Raw genomic sequence first — 22103 nt, forward strand, 5'->3', positions numbered from 1 at the left:
GAGGAAGCCGATTGGGCCTAGGCGATCAGACGCTCAAGGCCCAATCGTAGCGGTCATACCTCGAAGACGTCCTCGAACGATTCCGGGAAGCTCTGGCGGGCAACCTTCTCGTTGATGATGAGCAACGCTTCATAGGACACGGGATCGAAATCCTTGTCGACCGGCAGCACCTCGCGTCCGAACAGGAGGTTCAGCCGGGCGGCATCGAGATTGCCGCGCTCGAAAGGTTCCGCACCGAAATGATGCCAGAGGGCGTGGAGGAAGGCCGCATCGATGCGGTGCGCCCCAGATCCCGGCCGGGCATGGCGAGGCAGCGCCTTGATCGGCGTTGCCCCCTTGGGATTGGCCCGACGGATGACGAACTGGATGCCCGTGCCCGGCATGGCGTAGGGAAAACCCCGATGTTTCGTCATATCAGCCAGCTTGGCCATTCTGTTCTCCTTACGCGGTCTGCTTCTCGACGATCTTGTCCTCAGTCTTCGTGTCGAAGTCGGAGGCGTCGTGACGCTCATGCAATTGCTCGGCCGGATCGCCGCTCAGCCGGTTGACCATGCGGCCGCGTTTGACCGCCGGGCGAGCGGCAATTTCGGCCGTCCAGCGCTGGACGTGCTCGTAGCTCTGAACCTCGAGGAAGGTGCCAGCGTCGCCATAGACCTGGCCAAGTGCCAGGTTGCCATACCAGGGCCAGGTCGCCATGTCGGCGATGGTGTATTCGGAGCCGGCGAGGAACCGGTGGTCTGCGAGATGCCGATCGAGCACATCGAGCTGGCGCTTCACTTCCATGGCGTAGCGGTCGATGGCGTATTTGATCTGCATCGGCGCATAGGCGTAGAAATGGCCGAAGCCGCCGCCCAGGAACGGTGCCGAGCCCATCTGCCAGAACAGCCAGTTCAAGGTCTCGGTGCGGGCGCGAAGCTCGCTCGGCAGGAAGGCGCCGAATTTCTCGGCGAGATAGGTGAGGATGGAGGCCGACTCGAAGACGCGGACCGGCTCGCCGCCGCCCTTCGGCTGATGGTCCGTCAGCGCCGGGATCTTGGAGTTGGGGTTGACGTCGACGAAGCCGGAACCGAACTGGTCGCCATCGCCGATCCGGATCGGCCAGGCGTCATATTCGGCGCCCGAATGGCCCGCCGCCAGAAGCTCTTCGAGCATGATCGTGACTTTCACGCCATTCGGAGTCGCGAGCGAATAGAGCTGCAGCGGGTGCTTGCCGACCGGCAGGTCCTTGTCGTGTGTCGGTCCGGCGATCGGGCGGTTGATGCTGGCAAACGCGCCGCCGTTGCCTTTGTCCCAGGTCCAGACCTTGGGAACTTGGTAGCCGGCAGGGAAATTGTCAGCAGGGGATTTTTCGGTCATGAAATCTGTCCTTGTCGTCTAAAGGCATATCCAACGGGCAAGCAACGTCACAAAACATGCGATGTCGGCCAGCTGCTTCGCGCAGTTCTATACCGTCCTTTCGGTGCCTGCCAGAAAAACGGTTTCTCTTCCTGCCCGCGCGCTAGCAAGCAAGTTTCGGAGACGTGCGACTTTTTCGACATGCGCATGTCCGCTTTGGCCAGCGGGAACACCAGCGGCAGATCGCCCGCCGCGGTGGAGCATCAACCGCGCCGTGCCGCCTCGATCGCGGCCACGTCGATTTTCCGCATGTCCATCATGGCCTCGAAAGCGCGCTTTGCCTCGCCGCCGCCGGCCGCCAGCGCTTCCATCAGGACCCGGGGCGTGATCTGCCAGGAGATCCCCCATTTGTCCTTGCACCAGCCGCACGCGCTTTCCTCGCCGCCATTGTTGACGATGGCGTTCCAGTAGCGGTCGGTCTCTTCCTGATCGTCGGTGGCGATCTGGAACGAGAAGGCCTCGTTGTGCTTGAACATCGGCCCCCCGTTGAGGCCGAGACAGGCGACGCCCGCAACGGTGAACTCGACCGTCAACACATCGCCCTCCTTGCCGGACGGGTAGTCGCCGGGCGCCCGGTGCACTGCGGTCAGACGGCTGTCCGGGAAGACCTCGGCGTAGAACCGCGCAGCGGCTTCGGCGTCCTTGTGATACCAGAGGCAGATTGTGTTCTTTGCCATAGCCTTGTTCCTTTCGCGTTGAAGGCTTGCGGCCCTCTCCATAGGGTCTCATACGAAATAAGCAGCAGCCCGGTTTTCTCCAGCCCGAAAGTGCTAGTGCGCTTTGCTGAGCGCAGATGATGACGACGCCACCGCTTGCGGCTTCTACGCGTCGGTTCGATCGTGTACGATCTGATTTCCATTCGTCGCAAGATCTATCGTCTACATATGTGAACGATAAGTCTATTTTCTGCAGTCTACAGAGGTAGCGTCCACGCGGATATATCCATGGCATCAACCATGGAGAAACCGACATGCACACTATCGCTGAACCGATCTTCACCGCGGGCTTTCCGCTCGGCAGTTCCGCCGGACTGGTCACCGCGTTTGAATGGCTCGGCCAACCCTACCGCCTCACCCGCGTCGACATGCTCGGTGAAATGCGTACTGAGGCCTATCAGCGGCTGAACGGCCGGGTCGAAACGCCCGTGTTGGTCACCGACGAAGGGCGCGTCCTCACGGAGACGATGGCGATCGCGCTTTGGCTCGAGGGGCGGGACCATGAGCGCCGCATCAGCTTTACGCCCGGAACCTACGAAGCCGACCGCATGCATCAGTTCATCGCTTTCCTCAACACCGGTTTCACCGGTGCCTTCTTCCCCATGTGGGTGGCGCTGGAGGCGGAAGAGGCTTCGGAGGACTATCGCCAAACGCTCCGCGTCTTCGGCCGTGAGTTTGTCGCCAAGCGCCATGCGCAGCTCGAGGCGATGATGGGCGACGGCGACTATCTGTTGGGTGACCGGCCGACGCTGGCCGATGCCGTGTTCGTCGGCGTGGCGCGCTGGGTGGATTTTCACGAGGCGATCGAGCCTGAGGACTATGAGCGGAACTACCCGCGCATCCATGCGCTGCGCAAACGCATCGAGGCTGATCCCGCATTCCGCTTTGCATTGGCGATCGAAGACGGCGAACCTGCCGCCGGCAACGGTTCGATGAAAGGTCTCGTTCCGCTTGAGGACGTATTGCGTTTGACGGGCGCGCTTGCGGACTGAGCCGCGAAGATGGTGCGCGCCGATGGTCGCGGCGCGCGACCTGCCACGCTGTCAGAGGCGCCGCGCGAAATCGATGATCGCGTCGCTCACGAGGTCCGGACGCTCCTGCGGGAGCCAATGTCCGCTGCCGGGCACGACGATCTTGCCCTTGAGTTGGGGGACGAGGCCGGGCATTGCATCGATGATATCGAGCATCCCCGGTATGCTGAGCCCGGTGTCCCGCTCGCCGATCATGAACAGGGCCGGTACATCGACCATGACGCCGGCGAGCGCCGCTTGCAGTTGCCAGTTGCGATCCAGGTTGCGGTAGTAGTTCAGGCCACCGCGAAAACCGGAGCGAGCGAAAGCCGCCGCATAGGCGTCGAGGTCGGCAGCGGTCAGCCAGTCCGGCATTTGCTGCGGATCGGGAAGGGCTGCGAGCAGCCCGTCGCGCCGCGAGACCATTCCGAACGGATTTGGCGTCTGGTCTCCGGCTTGCCGCGGGCCGGCCTCTCCCGATGCGGCGAAGAGGATTTTCCGCAGCGCCTGTCGAATGTCCCGCTCCAGTTCTGCCTCGGCGATGCCGGGTTCCTGGAAGTAGAGTGTGTAGAGTTGTGCCTCATCGGTCTGCGGGAAGATGCGGGTTGGCGGCACGGGTGGCTGGGCCATCATCGGAACGCTGATCGCGACCACGCCGCGGAAGCGGTCGGGCCGCATCTGCGCCGCCTGCCACGCGACCGTCGCGCCCCAGTCGTTGCCGACGATGAGGGCGGTCTCTGCGCCGAGGGCGTCCAAGAGCGCGACCATATCCCCGACAAGGTGAAACAGGGTGTATTCGTCGATCGCCGAGGGGCATTCCGTATGCCCATATCCGCGCATGTCCGGCGCCACCGCACGAAATCCGGCCTTGGCCAGCGCCGCGATTTGATGACGCCAGGCGTGGGCCGTTTCCGGAAAGCCGTGGCAGAAGAGGACAAGTGGCCCTTCTCCCTGTTCGACGACATTCATCCGGATCGTTCTCGTCTCGATGGTGCGAGCAGGCATTTTCGGTCCTTCCGCTCTTGATGTCGTACCGCAGATGGCGCTCGGCGCGGCGCTACACGGCCATGCGGCCGCCAACAGACCGGCCAACATCGTTCGTCTTCGCATCCCTGGGCCCTTGATTCCGTAATTATCTAAGTTACAGAATTGGGTGAGGTCAAGTATGCGTAACAATAATAGTTACGCTTTGGGGGTGGCATATGAAGCGAGACAGCCGGCTGGCGCGCATGATCCACGTGCTCATCCATATGGGGCTTTTGGGCGGGCGCGAGACCTCGGAAACCATCGCGAAGATGCTGAACACCAATCCCGTGGTCGTGCGCCGCACGATGGCAGCTTTGAAGCGCAAGGGGGTGGTGGATTCCGAGGGAGGGCGAGGTGGCGGATGGGTGCTGCTGCGGTCTCTGGACGACTTGACGGTCCTGGACATCCAGAAAGCGCTCGACGAAGGCGAGGTTTTGTCCGCCGGCCTTTCGGAAGATCATCCAACCTGTCCGGTGGAGGGGGCGGCGAACGCCGCCCTGGTGCAGGCCTTCGACAAGGCGGAGAGCACTCTGCTGGACGAGTTCGCAAAGCTCAGGCTATCGATCATCGCGGAGCATGCCCTGTCGGCGGACAGGCAGCTGACATGGCACCAAGACGGAAGAAATGATGGCTGACAACAGCGCTGACCATCCGCGTTTCGTATGGCGCGGCGACTTCGCGAATGCCGAGTTGAATGGCCTGCATGCCGAGTGTTTCGAGCACGCGCTTGCCGGTGACGATTGGTGGAAACAGGTGAACACCTTCAGCCTCGGCTGGGTTTGCTTGCGTCTCTCGGGCAAGCTTGCCGGTTTCGTCAATGTCGCCTGGGATGGCGGTGTGCACGCTTTTCTGCTCGACACCATGGTCCCCGCACCCTGGCGGCGAAAGGGTTACGCCCGCCGGCTCGTCGACGAGGCGGTGGCAAATGCAAGGCTGTCGGGTTGCGAGTGGCTGCATGTCGACTTTGATGCGCATCTTCGCGACTTTTACCTTCAAGCCTGCGGGTTCGTTCCCACAGATGCCGGCCTGATCCGTCTTCGCCAGGATTAGCGAATGCGAGTCCGATCGGGGCTTCCGTTGCGAATTAAAGATGAGTAAATAAGGAAGGAATTAGATCGAGGCGCGGCCTCTGATTTCCCCGAGCATTGGGCAATTGATGACGTTCCAGCCACGGATGCAGAACAAGATCTCCGGCTTCAAGGTCCTCGGCGGTTTGCGCCGCCGGGAATGGAACGGGATCATCGCCGACGTCTGGGATGTCGAATGCGAGGCGCGGGCGGGCGGTCACTACGTGTCCGATGATCCGCGCATGTTCATCGTGCTCGATGCGCAGGGTGGGAGCCGCTGCAACGTCAAGCTTTCGCCCGGCGGCCCCGGGACCGTGCAGAACTATCGCGAACAAGGGCTTTCCTACATCCCGGCGGGCATGGAGATCTGGGCCGATGTCGTTGACGTGCAATACATCCGCCATCTCGATCTGCACTTCAATCTCGATGTCCTCAGCCGACGGCTGATGGAGGATCTTAACGCCAGCCGTTGCGACGCACCCAGGCTGATGTTTCATGATGAGCGTTTCCTGCAGCTCGCGCGGCTCATCGCTGCGGAGTGCCTCAATCCGCAGCCCCTGCATGATCTCTACGGGGACGGCCTTACGGTCGCGCTGTTCATCGACCTGATGAAGCTCAACCGCGCCGATCCGCGCAAGCGCAGTCCGCTTGCTGCCTGGCAGATGCGCCGCGTGGCCGACTACATCGAGGAGAACTTCGGTCGCAACATTCGGCTCGAGGAATTGGCAGCGCTTGCCGGGTTGTCGCAGTCGCATTTCAGCCATGCCTTCAAGGCCTCCACCGGCATGGCGCCGCATCAGTGGCAGACGAATGCGCGCGTCGAACGGGCCAAGCAACTCCTGCTCGGGAACGACGCGTCGCTGACGGCGATTGCCGTCGAGACCGGGTTTTCCGACCAGGCGCATTTCACCCGGGTCTTCCGCAAGGTCGTCGGCACAACGCCGGCGCAATGGCGGCGGAGCCGGTTGGCCTGAGCAAATCCCCGCAGGTGTGGGCGGTTGTTCGCTGTAAATAGCCCAGGATCGTTCAATTGTCCCGGATCGCTCCAAGCGCCGGCATAATAGTTGATATAAACACTCATCTTATAGGGATTACTTTCTAACGCTGCATATCGCCCCGGGGATTGGCGCGATGGGCGGCTCAGGGCGATGACGAGATGATGGTGAGTGGCAGGGCGGCACGTTTCGCCGAATGGCTGGCAGGTGGGGTAGCCGGTATTGCAATTCTGGCGGCGGGCGCCGCGATGGCGCAGGACGCGCCGGCGACCCGGCTGGAAAAGATCGAGGTCCAGGCTGGAGCGACCGCAGACGACGCAACCGGTCCGGTCGAAGGCTATGTCGCCAAGGCGACCACCACCGGCTCGAAGTCGGCAACGCCGATCAACGAAATTCCCCAGTCCGTATCGGTCATCGGCCGCGATGAGCTGGACGATCGCGGCGTCGTCAACAAGATCGACGAGGCGCTTCGCTATACGCCTGGCGTGATGGCCGAGCCCTTCGGCGTCGATCCGGATACCGACTGGTTCTACATCCGCGGCTTCGATGCGACGCAGACCGGCGTCTTCCTCGACGGCCTCAATCTCTTCTCCTATGGGTTCGGCGGTTTCCAGATCGATCCTTTCATGCTGGAGCGCGTCGAGGTGCTGAAAGGGCCGGCTTCGGTGCTCTATGGCGGCGCCAATCCCGGCGGCATCGTCAGCCTCATCAGCAAGCGGCCGAGTGATGAGACCTCCACCTATGTGGAGACCGGCATCAACAACAATGGCAATGCCTTCCTTGGCATCGATGTGAACCGCCCATTGGACGGTGCGATCAACTACCGCGTCACCGGCAAGGTCTCCGGCGGCAACAACTACACCGACCACTCGGAAGATCTGCGCGGCTTCATCCTGCCGCAGATCACCTATGAGCCCGACGATGCGACCAGCCTGACGGTCTACGGTCTGCTGCAGGGCCTCGATCAGGTCCATGCCGGTGGCGGCTTCCTGCCCTATGTCGGTACGGTCGTCGATGCGCCGTTCGGCAAGATCGATCGCAAGGCGTTCTTCGGCGAACCGGCAATCGATACCGGCACCTATGTGCAGCAGATGCTCGGCTACGAGTTCAAGCACGAGTTCGATAGCGGTTGGCAGTTCAGCCAGAACCTGCGCTACGGCCATCTCTACAAGCATGAGAACGGCCCGTATACCTACGGCTATTACGATCCGAGCCTGCCGTTCCCGGTTTCGCCGACGCCCGCCACGCCTGACAATCTGCTTTATCGCCTGGGCTTTGAGGCGACCTCCAAGGTCGATACGTTCGGCGTCGACAATCGTCTTGACGGCGAATTCGAGACTGGCGCGCTCGATCATACGCTGCTGGTCGGACTCGACTACAAGCTATTCCGCCTGGACCACGTCCAGGCATCGTCGGCGGGAACACCGATCAGCGCCACGAATCCGGTCTACGGAGCACCGCAGCCGGCCAACGCCATTTATATCAACCAGGTGATCACCCAGCAGCAGCTTGGCGTCTACGCGCAGGATCAGATTCGTTTCGGCGACGGTTGGCTGGTCACGCTCAATGGCCGATACGACTATGTCGACACCAGGACCGACAACGGTCCCACCTTCTGGGCCCCCACGCAAAACTCGAGCTTCGACTACAGCGAGGGCGCCGTCAGCGGCCGGGCCGGGCTTGCCTATGAATTCGACAATGGCCTGACCCCCTATGTCAGCGTTGCCACCTTCTTCAATCCGATCGTGGCGGTGACGGCGACCGGCAACACCAAGCCGGAGGAGGGCGAGCAGTTCGAGGCCGGCGTCAAGTACGAGCCGTCCTTCTTTGATGGCGTGCTGACGGCATCCATCTACCAGCTGACCAAACGCAATGCTCTCGTCACCGATCCGCTGACGAGCATTTCCACCCAGACGGGCGAGGTGCGCTCCCGCGGCATCGAGTTCGAGGGCAAGGTCAATCTCAACGAAAGCTGGAAGGTGATTGCCGGCCTCGACTTCATGGACATAGAGGTGACCGAGGACGCGAACCGAGCGCTGGTCGGCAAGTCGCCCTATCTCGCTCCCGATGCGCAGGCCTCGTTGTGGGTCGACTACACTGTGCAGCAGGGCGCGCTCGAGGGCGTCAGCCTCGGTGCCGGCGTTCGCTACCGCGGCGAAAGCTGGGCGGACAAGGAGAACACGGCGAAGGTGCCTTCCTCGACGGTCTTCGATGCCGGGCTGCGCTATGAAAAGGATGGCTGGGGTGCCGCTCTCAACGTCACCAACCTTTTCGACAAGGAATATGTGAGCGGCTGCAGTGGCGTGCTCGTGTGCGGTTATGGCGACGCCCGGACCGTCACGCTCAAGCTCAGCAAGACTTGGTAGACTGAGCCCATGGCCGGGGCCGGAGTGTACCGGCCCTGCGCGACTTCGCGGACAGGTTGAGCGTCGTTTCTGCGCCACAACCACTGCCTGGCGAGCCGCCCGGCTGCTATGTCGCGGGCGGGCATTTCTGCGCGATCGGCGAGGCGATCGACGTCTCCTCGAAGTAGCTGATCTCTCGCCTACGTGCTCCAATTCCGCGGACGGACCGACCTGGAAAACGGGTTTCCGCAAAGCATTTGACAAACGCATAGTCAATTGGCTATTTGTCATCCCATAGCCAATTGGGTATGAGACATGTCGCAGTTGCAGGATGCGGTATTTCGGGCGCTTGCAGATCCCACACGTCGCGGGCTCTTCGAACACCTCTGCCGCCAAGGAGATACGACGGTCGTCGGATTGCTGGCCGATGCCGGGGTTTCGCAGCCGGTCGTGTCCAAACATCTGAAGATCCTGAAGGCGGCAGGGCTCGTGCACGATCGGCACGAAGGCCGTTACACCTATTACAGCGCCAAGCGCGAAGCTCTTGCCACCCTGGTCGATTGGACGACCGAGATGGCCAGCTTCTGGCAGGAGCGTTTCGATGATCTCGATGATTTACTAAAGAGAATGGACCAATGAACGAAACAACCGAAACAACACGCTCTGTCGTGGTCGAACGCGAATTTTCTCATGCGCCGGAAAAGATCTGGCGCGCGCTGACCCAGCCCCATCTGATTGCCGAATGGCTGATGCGGAACGATTTCGTGCCCGAAGTGGGCCGTCGCTTCACGCTTTCGGCCGACTGGGGACAGGTCGATTGCGAAGTCGAAACGATCGAGAAGGACCGCTCGCTCGCCTATCGCTGGGACACAAAAGATCTCGCCAGCGTCGTCACCTGGACACTCGTTCCCACCAACGGCGGCACCAACTTGCGTATGGAACAGCGCGGCTTCAAGGCGGATCAGAAGTCTTACTACCAGGGCGCAACCGTCGGGTGGCGACGCTTCATCGACCAACTGGCCGAAGTTGTCGCAAAGCTCGACTGACCATCTCCCGGCTTCAGGACCGTTTCTCAATCAACGAGGTGCTGGAAATGACCTCTCTCATCCGAACAATCCATCGCTGGACGTCGGTGCTTTTCTCGCTGGCCGTTGCGGCGATCTTTGCCGGCATGGCTCTGACGACGCTTCCCGAATGGGTCTATCTCATGCCACTGCCGCCGCTTGCCGTGCTTGTGCCGACCGGCCTCTATCTCTTCGCGCTGCCCTATCTGAGCAAGCCGCGAGAGAGGATTCAGGCGGCCGAGTAGGGGCGGCAGCCTGCCAGTTTATCCGGCCGGAAGAGCCGGGCTGGCGAAGCGCTTTCGGTACTCTGCCGGCGTCACGCCGACATGGCGCATGAAGGCACGGCGCAGCGTATCGGCATCGGCAAAGCCGCATTGAGCCGCGACCTGCTTGGGGGCTTCGTGTCCCTGCTCGAGAAGGCGGCGGGCAGCGTTGACCCGCGCCTCCTCGACCCAGGTTGCCGGCGTGATGCCGACCTCGCTGCGGAAGAGTCGGGAGAAATGGCGCGGGCTGAGATCCATCCGGCTGGCGAGGCTTGCAACGCTGTGATCGTGCGCGGGATTGGCCGCGATCCAGCGCTGCACACCACGCCGGGCGTGCCCGAGCACATGCATCCGGTCGTGGCGCTCGTGACCGCCGGTGTCGAGATGGACGTGCTCGGTCTCACCTACAAGCAATATTCCGACGCCGAGCGCGAAGCGGTCGTCAATGCCTTCCGCGCACGCCTGATTTCAAGGAGGATATCATCCAGGCCTTCTACGATGGCATCAAGCACAAGCCCGAAACGACCTTCGGCAACGTCAAGGCCGATGTCATCGCCGACAAGGATCCGCACTTCCACCGCGGCAATTTCTGCAGCGTGATCCGCTGCTCGCACTGGCACGGCTGAGGCGTCCTGTGCGCGGAGCGGCCGCATGTCCTGCGGCAGCCCCGCGCCTATCAGCTTACTCCAAAAGACAGTCAATCAACGCTCGCGTTGCGGCTGAGAGATGGCGATGCGGCGGGTAGATGAGGGAGAAGGGACGCGACCGGCCGCCCAATTCAGGAAGAAGCTCGACCAGGCTTCCCCGCGCCAGACGATCGCGCACGACGAAGTCATAGGTCTGACATATGCCAAGGCCCGCCTCTGCCAGGGATACGGTGCCGAGCACATCATCCTCGATATGGACAGGACCGTGCGGCACCCAGTCGATGTCATTCCCATCGACCCGGAACAGCCACGGCCCGGGACGGCCGGTTCTCGGCATGATGAAGGGCAGGCACGTATGTGCCGTAAGATCGTCGATCGAGCGTGGCAGCCCGCGCCGCGCCACATAGGCGGGAGATGCCACCAACCTTAGCGGTGCGTCCTCGAGTTTTCGCCCGATCATGCCGCTATCGGGAAGTTGGCCGAGTCGTATGACCAGGTCGTAGCCTTCCGCGACCAGATCGACGTTGCGGTTGGCCACTGACAGTTCGACGATGACCGACGGGTGCTTCAGCGCGAAGCGTGTCAGCTTTTCCGGCAGGCGGAAATGACCGTAGGTGGTGGAAACGCTGAGGCGGACCCGACCGGCCAGAATGCCTGTGCCTTGAACGGCCCGCTCCGCCTGATCGATCGTCTCGAAGGCTGCGCGGACCTGTTCCAGATAGGTGCGTCCCGCTTCCGTAAGGCTGATGCGCCGCGTCGTTCTCCGCAGCAACTGCGTTCCGAGTTTCGTTTCGAGCCGGGTAATTGCCCGGCTCAGCACCGAAGGCGTCGTACCGAGCGCCACGGCGCCGGCCGTCATCGAACCCCTGTCCATGACCGTGATGAAAGCCTCGACGTCGGCGAGGTGATCGAAGCGGCGCATCTTTGCCTTTCAAGACCAAATCATTTCCTTCTAAGCGAATTTATCGCCGAAATCGGAGATAATAAATAGACGCCATCAGCAACGCCCGCGACGTCGGGCCCATTCCAAAAAGGGAAGTGATGATGACGGAGACAGCCCCGATAGCCGGAAAACCCGTGCTTTTCGTTCTCACCAGCCACGGCACCAAGGGCGACGGTGGCCAGCCGACCGGCTTCTATCTCGGTGAGGTCACGCACCCGCTGGCCGTGCTCGAAGCGGCTGGGATCTCCGTCGAATTCGCGTCGATCAAAGGGGGTGAACCGCCGATCGACGGTCTCGATCTCGAAGACACGATCAACCAGCGCTATTGGAACGACGAGGCGTTTCGCGCCGCGATCCGCACGACCGCCAAGCTCGATGAGGTCGACCCCTCGCGCTACGCTGCGATCTTTTTCCCCGGCGGCCACGGCGCCATGTGGGACCTGCCGCAAAGCGGCGCGGTCGACCGGGTGACCCGTTCGATCTTCGAGGCCGGCGGTGCTGTCGCGGCGGTGTGCCATGGCCCGGCGGCGCTCGTAAACGTCAAGCTTTCCGGCGGCAGCTACCTGGTGTCCGGTCGTAATGTCAGCGCCTTCACCGATTCAGAAGAACGCGCCGTCGGTCTCGACAAGACCGTGCCCTTCCTGCTCGCCAGCACGCTCGTAGAGCGCGGCGCGCGGCATCACCCGGCGCCGGACTGGACGTCGAAGGTGGTCGTCGATGGCCGATTGATCACCGGCCAGAATCCGCAGTCCGCCACAGGCGTCGGCGAGGCCCTTCGTGACGTTCTTGTCGCCTGAAAACCCAGTTGCAGGAGGTCGTGAGACTTCCATTTGGAGATATAAAAATGAAAATGCTGATGACCCTGACGGCGACGATGGCAATCGTCCTCGGCGCCACGCACGCGCATGCCGGCAATATCCTGGTCGTGCTTTCGGATGAAAACAGCCTGGACCTCAAGGATGGCAAGGTTTTCGAGACCGGCTTCTACCTCAACGAATTGATGCAGCCGGTAAAGGCGTTCATGGACGCCGGTCATGAGGTGACCTTTGCGACGCCGAAGGGCATGGCCCCCAGCGTCGACCGCACGTCTATCGACAGGATGTATTTCGGCGGCGATGAAACGGCGATGCGGGAAAGCGAAGCGCTGCTCGGCAAGCTCAAGATCACCTCGCCGGCGGAGACACCGGTTGTCAGTCTGTCGCGGGTGGAACAGATCGGCTACGACCATTTCGATGCCGTCTATGTTCCGGGCGGGCATGCGCCGATGCAGGATTTGCTTGTCGACGCGGACCTCGGCGAGTTGCTTCGGCATTTTCACGCGAGCGGCAAGACGACCGCCCTGATGTGCCACGGGCCGATCGCGCTTCTGTCGACACTGTCCGAGTCGGTTGCGTTTACCGGCGAACTGGCAGCGGGCCGTCAGGCTGCCGCCGATGCCGGCTGGATCTATGCCGGCTATCGGATGACGGTCTTCAGCAATGGCGAGGAAGAAATGGCCAAGCCGCTGCTGAAGGGCGGCGAGATGAAGTTCTATCCGCAGGATGCGCTAACCTTGGCTGGCGGCGCAATCGCCAACGGTGATACGCCCTTCCAGCCGAACATGATCGTCGACCGCGAACTGATCACCGGCCAGAACCCGGCGAGCGCCACGGAGGTCGCGGCAGAGATCCTGAAGCGCGTCCAATAGACTCCTGTCTTGAGGGCGGCCATCGGGGCTCGCTTAGATTTCGTTTGCGAATTAAGTCTATGTGCATAGGTTTTCGATCGCCTTCACGAGGTTGCTCCGAGGTCGCTCATGCCCATCGCAAGTCTTGCCATGTATGTCAGTCCGGCGCCGCTGAAGGATGCGACGCGGCAGTTCTGGGAGGCGCTGGCGGACCGCCTTCGCGCCGTCGGGGTCGATGCGCCTGCGGCTCTACAAGAGGATACGCGTTATGACGAGGCGTGGCTTCGTCCAGACCTCCTGTTCGGCCAGACCTGCGGCTATCCCTATGTCCAGCGCCTGCGCGGTCAGGTGCAACTGGTCGCGACGCCGGTCTACGGACTGCCGGGCTGCGATGGTCCGCTCAAATGCAGCTTCATCATCGTCAACGCCAAGTCCCCAGCGCGCTCGATCGAAGATCTGCGGGGGGCACGCGCGGCGATCAACGATCCCGGCAGCAATTCCGGCTACAACCTGTTTCGCGCCTCTGTGGCGCCCCATGCGATCGACGGCCGGTTCTTCTCGTCGGTGCTTCAGACCGGCGGCCATGTGGCGAGCATCGACGCGGTTTCCAGCGGGGTCGCCGACATCGCGGCGATCGACTGCGTGACCTTCGGCAACACCTTGCGCTTCGACCCCGATCGCGTCGCTGGCGTGCGCATTCTGGCGGAGACAAAAAAGGGTCCGGGTCTGCCTTTCATCACCGCGGCATCTACGCCGGCAAAAGACTTCGTGCTGCTGCGCCGCGTGCTTGCGGAGATCATTGCAGATCCGGCGCTTGCCGAGATCTGCGATACGCTATCGCTGCGCGGTATCAGCCTGCTCGGCGACAGTGATTACGAGGCCCTGGCGGCGCTTGATCGCGATGCTGCCGGTCAAGGATACCCGACGATCGCCTGACGGTTCATCGGCACATGGCGACCTGTTGCGAACACAACGGCCGAAATAGAATATAAATTACATAGAATAAATATTTTACGGCTGCGGCGTTTGGCGCAAGCAGTATTCCCGTTTGCGTGGCTTCGCCGCAAAGCCATGCGGCGCGTTCCCATTGGCCGGCTTTTTATATTGGCGATTGAAATCTATCGCCTTTTCCGGCCGGAGACCGCATGTCGACTGATACGCTGCCCCCACAATCGAACCTAACTGCCATCGCCCGCGTCGAATGGCAGACCGTTGCTCTGGCCGTGGTCATCTATGGTGGCTTTCTCGCTCTGACCTGGTTCTGGCAGTCGCTTCCGATTGTCCTCGTGATCGGTCTTGGCGGCTGGCTCATTGCCTGGCACGGGTCGCTGCAGCATGAGGTCATCCACGCGCACCCGACGCGCAATCAGCGCATCAACGACGCGATCGGGTGGCCGCCGCTCTCCCTCTGGTTACCCTATGCGATCTATCTGGAAGGCCACCTCGTCCACCATCGCGACGAACACCTGACGGATCCGATCGAGGATCCGGAGTCCTCCTATTTCACCCGGGCCGCCTGGGAAGGCATGGGAAAGGTGGGGCGGAAGCTTGCGGATTGGAACACGACCTTGCTCGGCCGGCTGACGCTCGGGCCGCTGGTCATGATCCTGAGCTTCCTCGCACAGGAACTGGTGTTGATCGTGCGGGGTGACAGGGAGCGGGCAAGGATCTGGCTCTCGCACGGGGCAGGCGTCGCCGTCGTGCTCGCCTGGGTCGTCGCGGTCTGCGGCATGCCGCTCTGGCTCTATCTCGTCGGCTTCGTCTATGTCGGTGCCGCACTGACCAGGCTTCGCTCCTATGCGGAACATCGTTATGCCGGCCATCACGAGGAACGGACGGCGATCGTCGAAGACACGCCGCTCTTCGGTCTCCTGTTTCTCTACAACAACCTGCATGTGCTGCATCACCAGCGGCCGGGTATTCCCTGGTACCAGATCCCGGCGCTCTATCGCCGGCACAGACGTGCGCTGCTGGCGATCAACGGCGGCCTCGTCTATCGCGGCTATCGCGATGTGGCCCGTCGCTTCCTTCTGAAGCCGCATGATGATCCGCGCCATCCGCAGCATCTCTGACGTTACGGACGCGCGCCGCCATTCGCGAAAGTCTGCGCGAAGCCCTAGGCGCCTCGCCCGTGGCGTGCCCGGTGGTGGGCTACGAAGGCGCGCACGGCCGCCGAGCCTTCGACCTTGCGGTAGGCGACGGCGAGGTCCGACGTGACGCGGTTTCGCGCCAGTGAAACATAGCGGACGCCGGGAAGCTGCAGGCATTGCAGCGACTGCGGCACGAGCGCGATGCCGAGCCCCACGGCGACCATGCTCATGATGGTGGTGAAGTCACGGCCCGTCGCGCTGACCTTTGGCGTGAGCCCAGCGTCCTTGCAGGCGTCGAGCGTATTGGAGTGGAAGCCGACATCGGCGGGTTGGCGCGGCGTTATGAAGGTCTGGTCCGAGAGCGCTGCGAGATCGATCGCATGCTGGGCGGCGAGCGGATGCGCCTCCGGCAGCGCCACCACCAGCGGCTCGCGCAACACGGTGGTCGTCGTCAGGCCGGCCGGGATCGGCGCTGGCGGGCGAATGTAGCCGAAGTCGAGTTCGCCTTCCGAGATCATCGTGAGTTGCTGGCGCATTTCGATCTCGACAAGCTGAAGCTCGATGTCGGGAAATTCTTGTCGGAAGGCAGTCAGCGATTCCGTCAGCACGCCCGAATAGGCGGCCGAGGCGACATAGCCGATCGATATTCTGCCCGTCTGGCCCCGGCCGACGCGTTGCAGTTCCGACAGCGCGAGGTCGGCCTGGGCGACGATCTTTCGGGCTTCGTCAAACAGCAATTGCCCGGACAGTGTCAGCTGCACGGAACGTTTCGCGCGGTTCAGCAGCGGGATGCCGACCAGGCTTTCCAGATTGAGGATCTGCTGGCTGAGGCCGGGCTGGGCAATGCCGAGCCGGGCGGCGGCCCGCTCGAAATTCTTTTCCTCCACGAGAGCGATGAAATAGCGCAGGTGGCGAAGTTCAAAGGTCGCGGCGCGTGGCGATTTTGGAGCCGACATGGGGCCTCGCAATGCAATAACTGAAAACGATGCTGAGCACCGATATTATAACTGAAAGTTCTGAAAAATCCCGTGCCGAGTTATTGGAATGCCGGAAAATTTGGCTATAGAAAGATGACAAAATTACTCCAGATTGAGTGCGCAAATGCCACGCGCGCAGAGGCTTTCGTCATCCCATGTCCCGCATTCATTGGCTGCTGTTAACGTACGTCGCTTTCGTGGGGTCCGCCGGACAGAACGCAGTGGCGCAGCAGCAGACCGAGACCAAGCTTGAGGCGATCGTCGCGAAAGGCGACAGGGAGGCCGGCGGTCCCGTCGAGGGCTATGTGGCGAAGTCGAGCCGTACCGCTTCGAAGACCGGCACGCCCCTGCTCGAGACGCAGCAGTCGGTATCCGTCATCACGCACGACCAGATTGAGGCGCAGGGTGCCCAGACCGTGGGGCAGGCGCTGAATTACACGCCCGGCGTTTTCGCACAGCCCTTCGGCGCCGACCCCCGCTTCGACGCGCCGATCATCCGCGGCTTCGACGGTCGCCAGGTCCAGTTCCTGAACGGGCTCAGGATGATGCGCACCGCCGGCGCACCGGCCGTTGAAATCTACGGGCTTGAAAACATCGACGTCCTTCGCGGACCCGCTTCGGTCATGTATGGCCAGGGCAATCCGGGCGGCATCATCAACATGATCAGCAAACGGCCGGTCTTCGAGAATTTCGGCGAAGTCGGCGTGCAGGGCGGAAGCTACGAGACCTTTGGTGGCTTCTTCGATTTCGGCGGTACGCTTCGCGAGGAGTCGGATTTTGCATACCGGCTGACCGGTCTTGGCAAGAACGCCGCTGCCCAGGTCGACGAACTGGACAACGATCGCTACTTCATTGCGCCGGCGCTGACCTGGCAGCCGGACGAGGACACCAAGCTGACGATCCTTGCGAGCGTCCAGCACGACAATCCCGGAACGCCCTCGGGCCTGCCGCCGCAATATACGCTGAACGCCACCGACTTTCGCCTGCCGCGCGACTTTTATGTCGGCGACGAATCCTTCGACCGCTCCAGCCGCACGCTGACAAACCTCGGATACGAACTCGAGCATCGCCTGAGCGAGAACTGGATCTTCCGGCAGAACTTCCGCTACACCGACTTCGACTGGGACTACCAGTCGCTTGGCATGTCGACGCTTGGTCTTGCCGCTGACGGCCGGACACTCCGCCGAAACGCGACCTTCCAGGACGAGGCGCTCAACACCGTCAATATCGACAACAATCTGCAGGGCGAATTCTCGACCGGCGAGGTCGACCATACGCTGCTTGTGGGCCTCGACTATCGCTACTTCGACAACAATGTGCGCACCCGCTTCTTCCAGGCAACGCCGCTCGACGTGCGCTCGCCAAGCTATGGCGGACCGATCCGGCTGATCGCGCCGACGCTCGATACGACCGTCGATAGCGAGCTTTTGCAGCTTGGCGTCTACGTGCAGGACGAACTGGCGCTCGGAGGCTGGCGCGCAACGTTGGGCCTCAGGCAGGATTGGACCAGCAGCTCGGGAACGTCGCTCAATGGGCTCTCGCGCGTTTCCCGTCCGCTCGACCAGGACGATCATGAGCTGACCGGCAGGGCCGGCCTCAGCTATATCTTCGACAATGGCATTGCGCCCTATGTCAGCTACTCGACGTCCTTCGAGCCGGTGATCGGCGCTGCTCCGGACGGCAGGCCTTTCGAGCCGACTTCGGGCGAGCAGGTCGAGCTCGGCGTGAAATACGAACCCACGGATTGGAACGGCTTCTTCACGGCGGCCGTCTACGACCTCAAGCAGAAGAATGTGCTGCGCACCATCGCCGGCATTTCGTCGCAGATCGGCGAGGTCAATGTCCGCGGCCTGGAACTCGAAGGTGTCGCGAGCATAACACAAGGGCTCGATTTGCGGGCGGCCTACACCTACACGGATGCCCGGATCGCAGCGGGCGCCGACGACGGCAATCGCGTCGAAAACGTGCCGGAGCATATGGCGAGCCTCTGGGCGAACTACACCTTCCAGGAAGACACGGCACTCGAAGGTGTCGGCATTGGGGCGGGCGTGCGTTATGTCGGCCAGCGCTACGGCAACAGCGCCAACACCTTCGAACTGGATTCGGTCGTGCTCGCCGATTTCGCGCTCTCCTATAAGAAGAATGGTTACAAGGCGTCGCTCAACGTTCAAAATCTCTTCGACAAGGACTATGTCGCAAGCTGCAGCTCGTTCGGCTGCTACTACGGCGACGGCCGCACGTTCATGGGGAAGCTGACCTATAGCTGGTAGCGAATTGAGAGAGCGGGCATTGGGTCCTTTTGTCAGTCGCCGGGAGCTGCTTCTCGGCGCGGCGCTTTTGCTCGCCACGCCGATGGCCAGGGCCGGCGCGCCCTTGCGCATAGCCGCGATCGACTGGGCGATGCTGGAGACGCTGTGCGCGCTCGGCCTTACCCCGGTCGCCGCGACGGAGCTCATTCAGTTTCGAAGCGATGCCGTCGAGCCCGACTTACCTGCAGATGTCGTCGATCTCGGTCTGCGCGGCTCGCCCAATTTCGAACTGCTTCACCTCCTGAAGCCCGATCTCATACTGATCTCGCCGTTCTATGTACGCCACGAGGCGGCGCTCGGCCGGATCGCGCCGCTTTTCTCCCTGCCATTCTACGTGCGGGGCGAGCCGCCTTTCGAAAAGGCGCTCGTAGGGGTCAAGGCACTCGGCGAGCGTCTCGGACGCTCCGACAGGGCGGAGGCGCTGCTGAAGGAGATAGCCGGCGAAATCGAAGGTTCCAGGCATGCGATCGCTCCCTTCGCGAACAGGTCCACCTATATCGTCAACATCGGCGACGCGCGGCATGTCCGCGTCTTTGGTTTCGACAGCATGTTCGGTGACATGCTCGCCCGGCTCGGGCTGCCGAATGCCTGGACGGATCGTTCGCGCTTCACCTTTGCGGCACCCGTCTCGATCGAAAACCTGGCGACAGATCCCGACGCACGCATCGTCATCGTTTCCGAGGTGCCGGTCGAGGCGCGCAGTGGCCTTCGAAACAGCATCATCTGGAATTCGCTGGAGCCGGTCCGCAAGGGGCGGGTCATCCAGCTCGCCAACGTCAATCCCTATGGCGGTGTTACTGCGGGCCTGCGGTTTGCGCGCCTGTTTGTCGAGGCGATGCTTGCGGGGGATCGGCGCGGATGACGATGCGGGCATGGTCTTTCCTGTCGGCCAGCCTGCTCGCCGGCCTCATGCTCTTCGCGCTGGCCGCATCGAGCCAGGTCCCGTTTGCGCAATGGGGAGACCTGTTGGCCCCTCCCGCCGAACTCACGCTCGACAAGATCATCCTGGCCTATAGCCTGTTCCCGAGGGCGGCGGTCGCGCTGGTCGCGGGCGCCGCACTCGGCCTATCCGGCGCGCTTCTCCAGCAATTGCTGCGCAATCCGCTCGCCGATCCATCGACCCTCGGCATCTCGGCAGGCGCCCAGCTCGCGATCGTCGCGGCGACGCTCTATGTGCCTGAGATCGTCGACGGCCACCGAACTTTGGTCGCGCTCGCCGGCGCCGCCGGGGCAGCGGCGATCGTCTTCGCGCTCGGTTGGCGTCGGGCTTTCGAGCCGGTGACGATGGTGGTCTGCGGCCTGCTTGTGGGGGTGACAGCCGCAGCCCTGTCCGCAGCGATGACACTCGCGCGGGGTGAGTACCTCATGTCGCTTGTGACCTGGAACGGCGGATCCCTCAGTCAGCAGGACTGGTCAGTGTTCCAAAGCCTTGGCCTGGAGTTGGTGCTCCTCGGCCTGTTTGCCGGCGTGTTGATCCGCCCGATGTTGGTGTTGGGGCTTGGCGACACGAGCGCGCGCAGCCTGGGTGTCAATCTCGGTGGCATTCGCTTCGCAATCGCCGCGATCGCCACGGCACTTGCCGGCTTCGTCGCCTCAGCGGTTGGCCTGGTGAGCTTCGTCGGCCTTGCCGCCCCAGCCTTCGTGCGCGCCTGCGGTGCCCGCCGCCCAGCGGCGATCGTCGCGCTGTCGCCACTTGCGGGGGCGCTTTTCCTCTGGCTCTGCGACGGCATCGTGCAAACCGTCGCGCGTGCCTCCAGCGAGAATTTTCCGACGGGCGCGGTCACCGCACTTGTTGGCGGTCCTTTGCTGCTCTGGCTTCTGCCCAAGGTGCGAAGCATGGAAGTGCCGCACGAGGCGCGGGAAAGCGTTCACCGCGGCAATCTGAAAATAGCATTTGCCGCCTTTCTGGTTCTCGTGCCGGTCCTTGTCGCGATCGCATTTGTCGTCGGGCCGTCCGGACATGGCTGGAAGATCCTGAGTTGGGCGGAGACGCTCGACTTGGCACCGCTCAGATGGCCTCGGCTCCTGGCGTCTGCCGCGGCCGGCGGCCTGCTGGCCGTGACCGGCGCGATCCTGCAGCGCATGACCGGCAATGCAATGGCCAGCCCCGAGGTCGTCGGCGTCAGCGGCGGTGCCGGCCTTGGCTTTGCCGCAGCGCTCACATTCGCGCCGGATGGCGGCACAGTCGTGGTCTTCACTGGCGCCGGGCTCGGCGCGCTCATTGCCATGCTGGCGGTGCTGGTCTTTGCCAGCCGCCGGCATCTGCCGCCGGAAAAGCTGTTGCTTGCGGGCGTGGCGGTCGGTTCCTTCAGTTCGGCCGTCCTGTCGGCGCTGCTGGCGATCGGTGATCAGCGGTCGTGGCAAATTCTCTCCTGGCTCGGTGGTTCGGCATCCACGGCAACGCCGGCGACTGCGATTTTCCTCGGCATTCTTTCTCTGCTCGTCGTTGCCGCGGCACTGCTGTTGAGCCGCTGGTTGACGATCATGCCCTTCGGACCGTCGATCGCCCTGTCGCTTGGCCTGTCGGTGCGGTTGAGCCGCGTGCTTCTTCTGCTTCTTTCGGGTGCTGCGACCGGTGCGGCGTCCCTGCTTGTCGGGCCCTTGAGCTTTGTCGGGCTCGTCGCGCCGCATATCGTCCTGCGCGCCGGTCTCGTCACGGCGCCGCAGCACCTGGCAGGCTCGTTCCTGCTCGGCTCGATCCTGATGGCCCTTGCCGATTTCGGCGCCCGCACGGCGACCTTCCCCTACGAGCTGCCGCTCGGCCTCTTCGCGGCACTCGTCGGCGCGCCCTACCTCATCTGGCTTCTGGGACGGCACAGATGATGGTGAACCAGCTTCCGGTGCTTCCGATTCCGTTCGCGGATGCAGCCCTGAGCCACGCAGTGCCGGCTGAAGACGATGATCTCGTCAGCCTGGACAGCATTCTCGAGCCAGGGCCGGTTGCGAACGCACTGGATGGACTGTTGCGGCGGTGGGGGCCGGGCGATCGCCGGGCCGCGGCGTCGCTATGGACGCAGGGTTACTTCGGCCGGCTGCTCAGACCCGTTATCGCCTATGGCCTCGTTCACGACATCTGGTTTTCGATGACGTTACCGGACGTTCAGGTCGGCCTATCCGATATGGCGACGCCCGTCCGGTTCGTGCTGAAACGCGCGGCTCCCGCTCCGTTGAGCGCGCGCCTGCGGGGGATTGTCGAAGACAATGTGCGACCTTTGATCGTCCGGATGGCGAACGTGACGGCCACGTCCGAACGGGTGCACTGGAGCAATGCGTCCTTCGCGTTTTGCCGCGCCTGCCGTCATGTTGATGATCTTTGGTCACAGGAGGCCATGCCGGTAGATGTCGCGGCGCGCTTGCGCGAGATGGAGACGCTGATCGCTGCGGACCATCCCCTTTTTCGGCTGACGCAGACGATCCCGGGTGTCGCGGGCGGTGCCTGTCTCCAGCGCAAGGTCTGCTGCATCCGCTACAAGCTCGACGGCCTGAAGAAATGCGGCACAGCCTGCCCGATCAATGCTTCGACCTTTTGCCGTCAATGATATCTATCGATGAGACCAACAGCAGGTCCAGCGATCCTGCCCGGAACGAAA

Annotated in this window: 22 protein-coding genes and 2 pseudogenes; 17 read left to right on the plus strand and 7 right to left on the minus strand. The window is 62.6% G+C overall.

Annotation, left to right across the window (positions count from 1 at the left end):
- Window positions 1-53 precede the first annotated feature (53 nt).
- From ACTJKM_RS07830 to ACTJKM_RS07840, 3 genes are all read right to left on the minus strand, one after another.
- Window positions 54-431 (minus strand): hypothetical protein, encoded by a 378-nt coding sequence (locus ACTJKM_RS07830; protein ID WP_057255252.1) that lies wholly within the window; start codon window positions 429-431, stop codon window positions 54-56.
- Window positions 432-441: 10 nt separating this feature from the next.
- Window positions 442-1356, minus strand: a complete 915-nt coding sequence (gene yghU / locus ACTJKM_RS07835) for a glutathione-dependent disulfide-bond oxidoreductase (protein WP_065373937.1) — start codon at window positions 1354-1356, stop codon at window positions 442-444.
- A gap of 242 nt (window positions 1357-1598) precedes the next feature.
- Entirely contained in the window at window positions 1599-2072 is a 474-nt protein-coding gene (locus tag ACTJKM_RS07840) for a VOC family protein (RefSeq protein ID WP_440660143.1), read from the minus strand.
- 293 nt (window positions 2073-2365) lie between these two features.
- Between ACTJKM_RS07840 and ACTJKM_RS07845 the strand changes: the two genes are divergently transcribed.
- The gene (locus ACTJKM_RS07845; protein WP_113512142.1) at window positions 2366-3103 is read left to right on the plus strand and encodes a glutathione S-transferase family protein; all 738 of its coding nucleotides are present in this window, start codon (window positions 2366-2368) and stop codon (window positions 3101-3103) included.
- A 51-nt stretch (window positions 3104-3154) separates the two neighbouring features.
- Here ACTJKM_RS07845 and ACTJKM_RS07850 read toward each other — a convergent pair whose 3' ends face one another.
- Entirely contained in the window at window positions 3155-4126 is a 972-nt protein-coding gene (locus ACTJKM_RS07850) for an alpha/beta fold hydrolase (protein WP_440660144.1), read from the minus strand.
- Between the two features lie 197 nt (window positions 4127-4323).
- On the opposite strand from ACTJKM_RS07850, the gene ACTJKM_RS07855 reads away from it, so the two are divergent.
- The 7 genes from ACTJKM_RS07855 to ACTJKM_RS07885 all read left to right on the plus strand — a co-directional run bounded on the left by ACTJKM_RS07855 (window position 4324) and on the right by ACTJKM_RS07885 (window position 9863).
- The gene (locus ACTJKM_RS07855; RefSeq protein WP_058330066.1) at window positions 4324-4782 is read left to right on the plus strand and encodes an Rrf2 family transcriptional regulator; all 459 of its coding nucleotides are present in this window, start codon (window positions 4324-4326) and stop codon (window positions 4780-4782) included.
- Window positions 4775-5197: a GNAT family N-acetyltransferase gene (locus ACTJKM_RS07860; protein ID WP_058330065.1), complete on the plus strand. Its 423-nt coding sequence runs from the start codon at window positions 4775-4777 to the stop codon at window positions 5195-5197. Before ACTJKM_RS07855 ends, ACTJKM_RS07860 begins: the two co-directional genes overlap by 8 nt.
- A 106-nt stretch (window positions 5198-5303) precedes the next feature.
- A complete protein-coding gene (locus tag ACTJKM_RS07865) occupies window positions 5304-6188 on the plus strand; it encodes a helix-turn-helix domain-containing protein (protein ID WP_058330064.1) in 885 nt (294 codons plus the stop codon).
- 182 nt (window positions 6189-6370) lie between these two features.
- Window positions 6371-8575 (plus strand): TonB-dependent siderophore receptor, encoded by a 2205-nt coding sequence (locus ACTJKM_RS07870; protein ID WP_440660147.1) that lies wholly within the window; start codon window positions 6371-6373, stop codon window positions 8573-8575.
- Between the two features lie 294 nt (window positions 8576-8869).
- Entirely contained in the window at window positions 8870-9193 is a 324-nt protein-coding gene (locus ACTJKM_RS07875; protein WP_058322340.1) for an ArsR/SmtB family transcription factor, read from the plus strand.
- Window positions 9190-9600 (plus strand): SRPBCC family protein, encoded by a 411-nt coding sequence (locus tag ACTJKM_RS07880; protein ID WP_440660149.1) that lies wholly within the window; start codon window positions 9190-9192, stop codon window positions 9598-9600. The genes ACTJKM_RS07875 and ACTJKM_RS07880 overlap by 4 nt, the downstream gene beginning before the upstream one ends.
- Before the next feature lie 47 nt (window positions 9601-9647).
- Complete coding sequence (locus ACTJKM_RS07885) at window positions 9648-9863, plus strand: hypothetical protein (protein ID WP_440660150.1); 216 nt, start codon at window positions 9648-9650, stop codon at window positions 9861-9863.
- 18 nt (window positions 9864-9881) lie between these two features.
- On the opposite strand, the pseudogene ACTJKM_RS07890 reads toward ACTJKM_RS07885, so the two are convergent.
- A pseudogene (locus ACTJKM_RS07890) lies at window positions 9882-10214 on the minus strand (helix-turn-helix domain-containing protein); the annotation flags it as partial.
- On the opposite strand from ACTJKM_RS07890, the pseudogene ACTJKM_RS07895 reads away from it, so the two are divergent.
- A pseudogene (locus ACTJKM_RS07895) lies at window positions 10194-10507 on the plus strand (phosphohydrolase); the annotation flags it as partial. The pseudogenes ACTJKM_RS07890 and ACTJKM_RS07895 overlap by 21 nt on opposite strands.
- Before the next feature lie 55 nt (window positions 10508-10562).
- Here ACTJKM_RS07895 and ACTJKM_RS07900 read toward each other — a convergent pair.
- Window positions 10563-11450: a LysR family transcriptional regulator gene (locus ACTJKM_RS07900; RefSeq protein ID WP_058330059.1), complete on the minus strand. Its 888-nt coding sequence runs from the start codon at window positions 11448-11450 to the stop codon at window positions 10563-10565.
- 119 nt (window positions 11451-11569) lie between these two features.
- Here ACTJKM_RS07900 and ACTJKM_RS07905 point away from each other — a divergent pair, with 119 nt between their 5' ends.
- From ACTJKM_RS07905 to ACTJKM_RS07920, 4 genes are all read left to right on the plus strand, one after another.
- Entirely contained in the window at window positions 11570-12268 is a 699-nt protein-coding gene (locus ACTJKM_RS07905) for a type 1 glutamine amidotransferase domain-containing protein (RefSeq protein ID WP_440660152.1), read from the plus strand.
- A gap of 47 nt (window positions 12269-12315) precedes the next feature.
- The gene (locus ACTJKM_RS07910) at window positions 12316-13158 is read left to right on the plus strand and encodes a type 1 glutamine amidotransferase domain-containing protein (RefSeq protein ID WP_058330057.1); all 843 of its coding nucleotides are present in this window, start codon (window positions 12316-12318) and stop codon (window positions 13156-13158) included.
- Window positions 13159-13266: 108 nt separating this feature from the next.
- Window positions 13267-14073: a phosphate/phosphite/phosphonate ABC transporter substrate-binding protein gene (locus ACTJKM_RS07915; protein ID WP_440660154.1), complete on the plus strand. Its 807-nt coding sequence runs from the start codon at window positions 13267-13269 to the stop codon at window positions 14071-14073.
- Between the two features lie 209 nt (window positions 14074-14282).
- On the plus strand, window positions 14283-15209 hold the full coding sequence (locus ACTJKM_RS07920) for a fatty acid desaturase (RefSeq protein WP_440660156.1): 927 nt from the start codon (window positions 14283-14285) through the stop codon (window positions 15207-15209).
- Between the two features lie 44 nt (window positions 15210-15253).
- Here ACTJKM_RS07920 and ACTJKM_RS07925 read toward each other — a convergent pair whose 3' ends face one another.
- Window positions 15254-16183, minus strand: a complete 930-nt coding sequence (locus ACTJKM_RS07925; RefSeq protein ID WP_058330054.1) for a LysR family transcriptional regulator — start codon at window positions 16181-16183, stop codon at window positions 15254-15256.
- A gap of 176 nt (window positions 16184-16359) precedes the next feature.
- Between ACTJKM_RS07925 and ACTJKM_RS07930 the strand changes: the two genes are divergently transcribed.
- From ACTJKM_RS07930 to fhuF, 4 genes are read left to right on the plus strand one after another with little or no spacing between them, the layout of a single operon-like run.
- A complete protein-coding gene (locus tag ACTJKM_RS07930; RefSeq protein WP_440660158.1) occupies window positions 16360-18474 on the plus strand; it encodes a TonB-dependent siderophore receptor in 2115 nt (704 codons plus the stop codon).
- Window positions 18475-18493: 19 nt separating this feature from the next.
- Window positions 18494-19375 carry an iron-siderophore ABC transporter substrate-binding protein gene (locus ACTJKM_RS07935; protein WP_440635840.1) on the plus strand — a complete coding sequence of 294 codons (882 nt, stop codon included), beginning with the start codon at window positions 18494-18496 and terminating at the stop codon, window positions 19373-19375.
- The gene (fhuB, locus tag ACTJKM_RS07940; RefSeq protein ID WP_440660159.1) at window positions 19372-21336 is read left to right on the plus strand and encodes a Fe(3+)-hydroxamate ABC transporter permease FhuB; all 1965 of its coding nucleotides are present in this window, start codon (window positions 19372-19374) and stop codon (window positions 21334-21336) included. Before ACTJKM_RS07935 ends, fhuB begins: the two co-directional genes overlap by 4 nt.
- On the plus strand, window positions 21333-22052 hold the full coding sequence (gene fhuF / locus ACTJKM_RS07945; protein ID WP_082663781.1) for a siderophore-iron reductase FhuF: 720 nt from the start codon (window positions 21333-21335) through the stop codon (window positions 22050-22052). The genes fhuB and fhuF overlap by 4 nt, the downstream gene beginning before the upstream one ends.
- The last annotated feature ends 51 nt before the right edge of the window (window positions 22053-22103 follow it).

It is taken from the genome of Ensifer sp. 22460, from assembly GCF_052044935.1.
In the GTDB taxonomy this organism is placed as follows: Bacteria; Pseudomonadota; Alphaproteobacteria; order Rhizobiales; family Rhizobiaceae; genus Ensifer.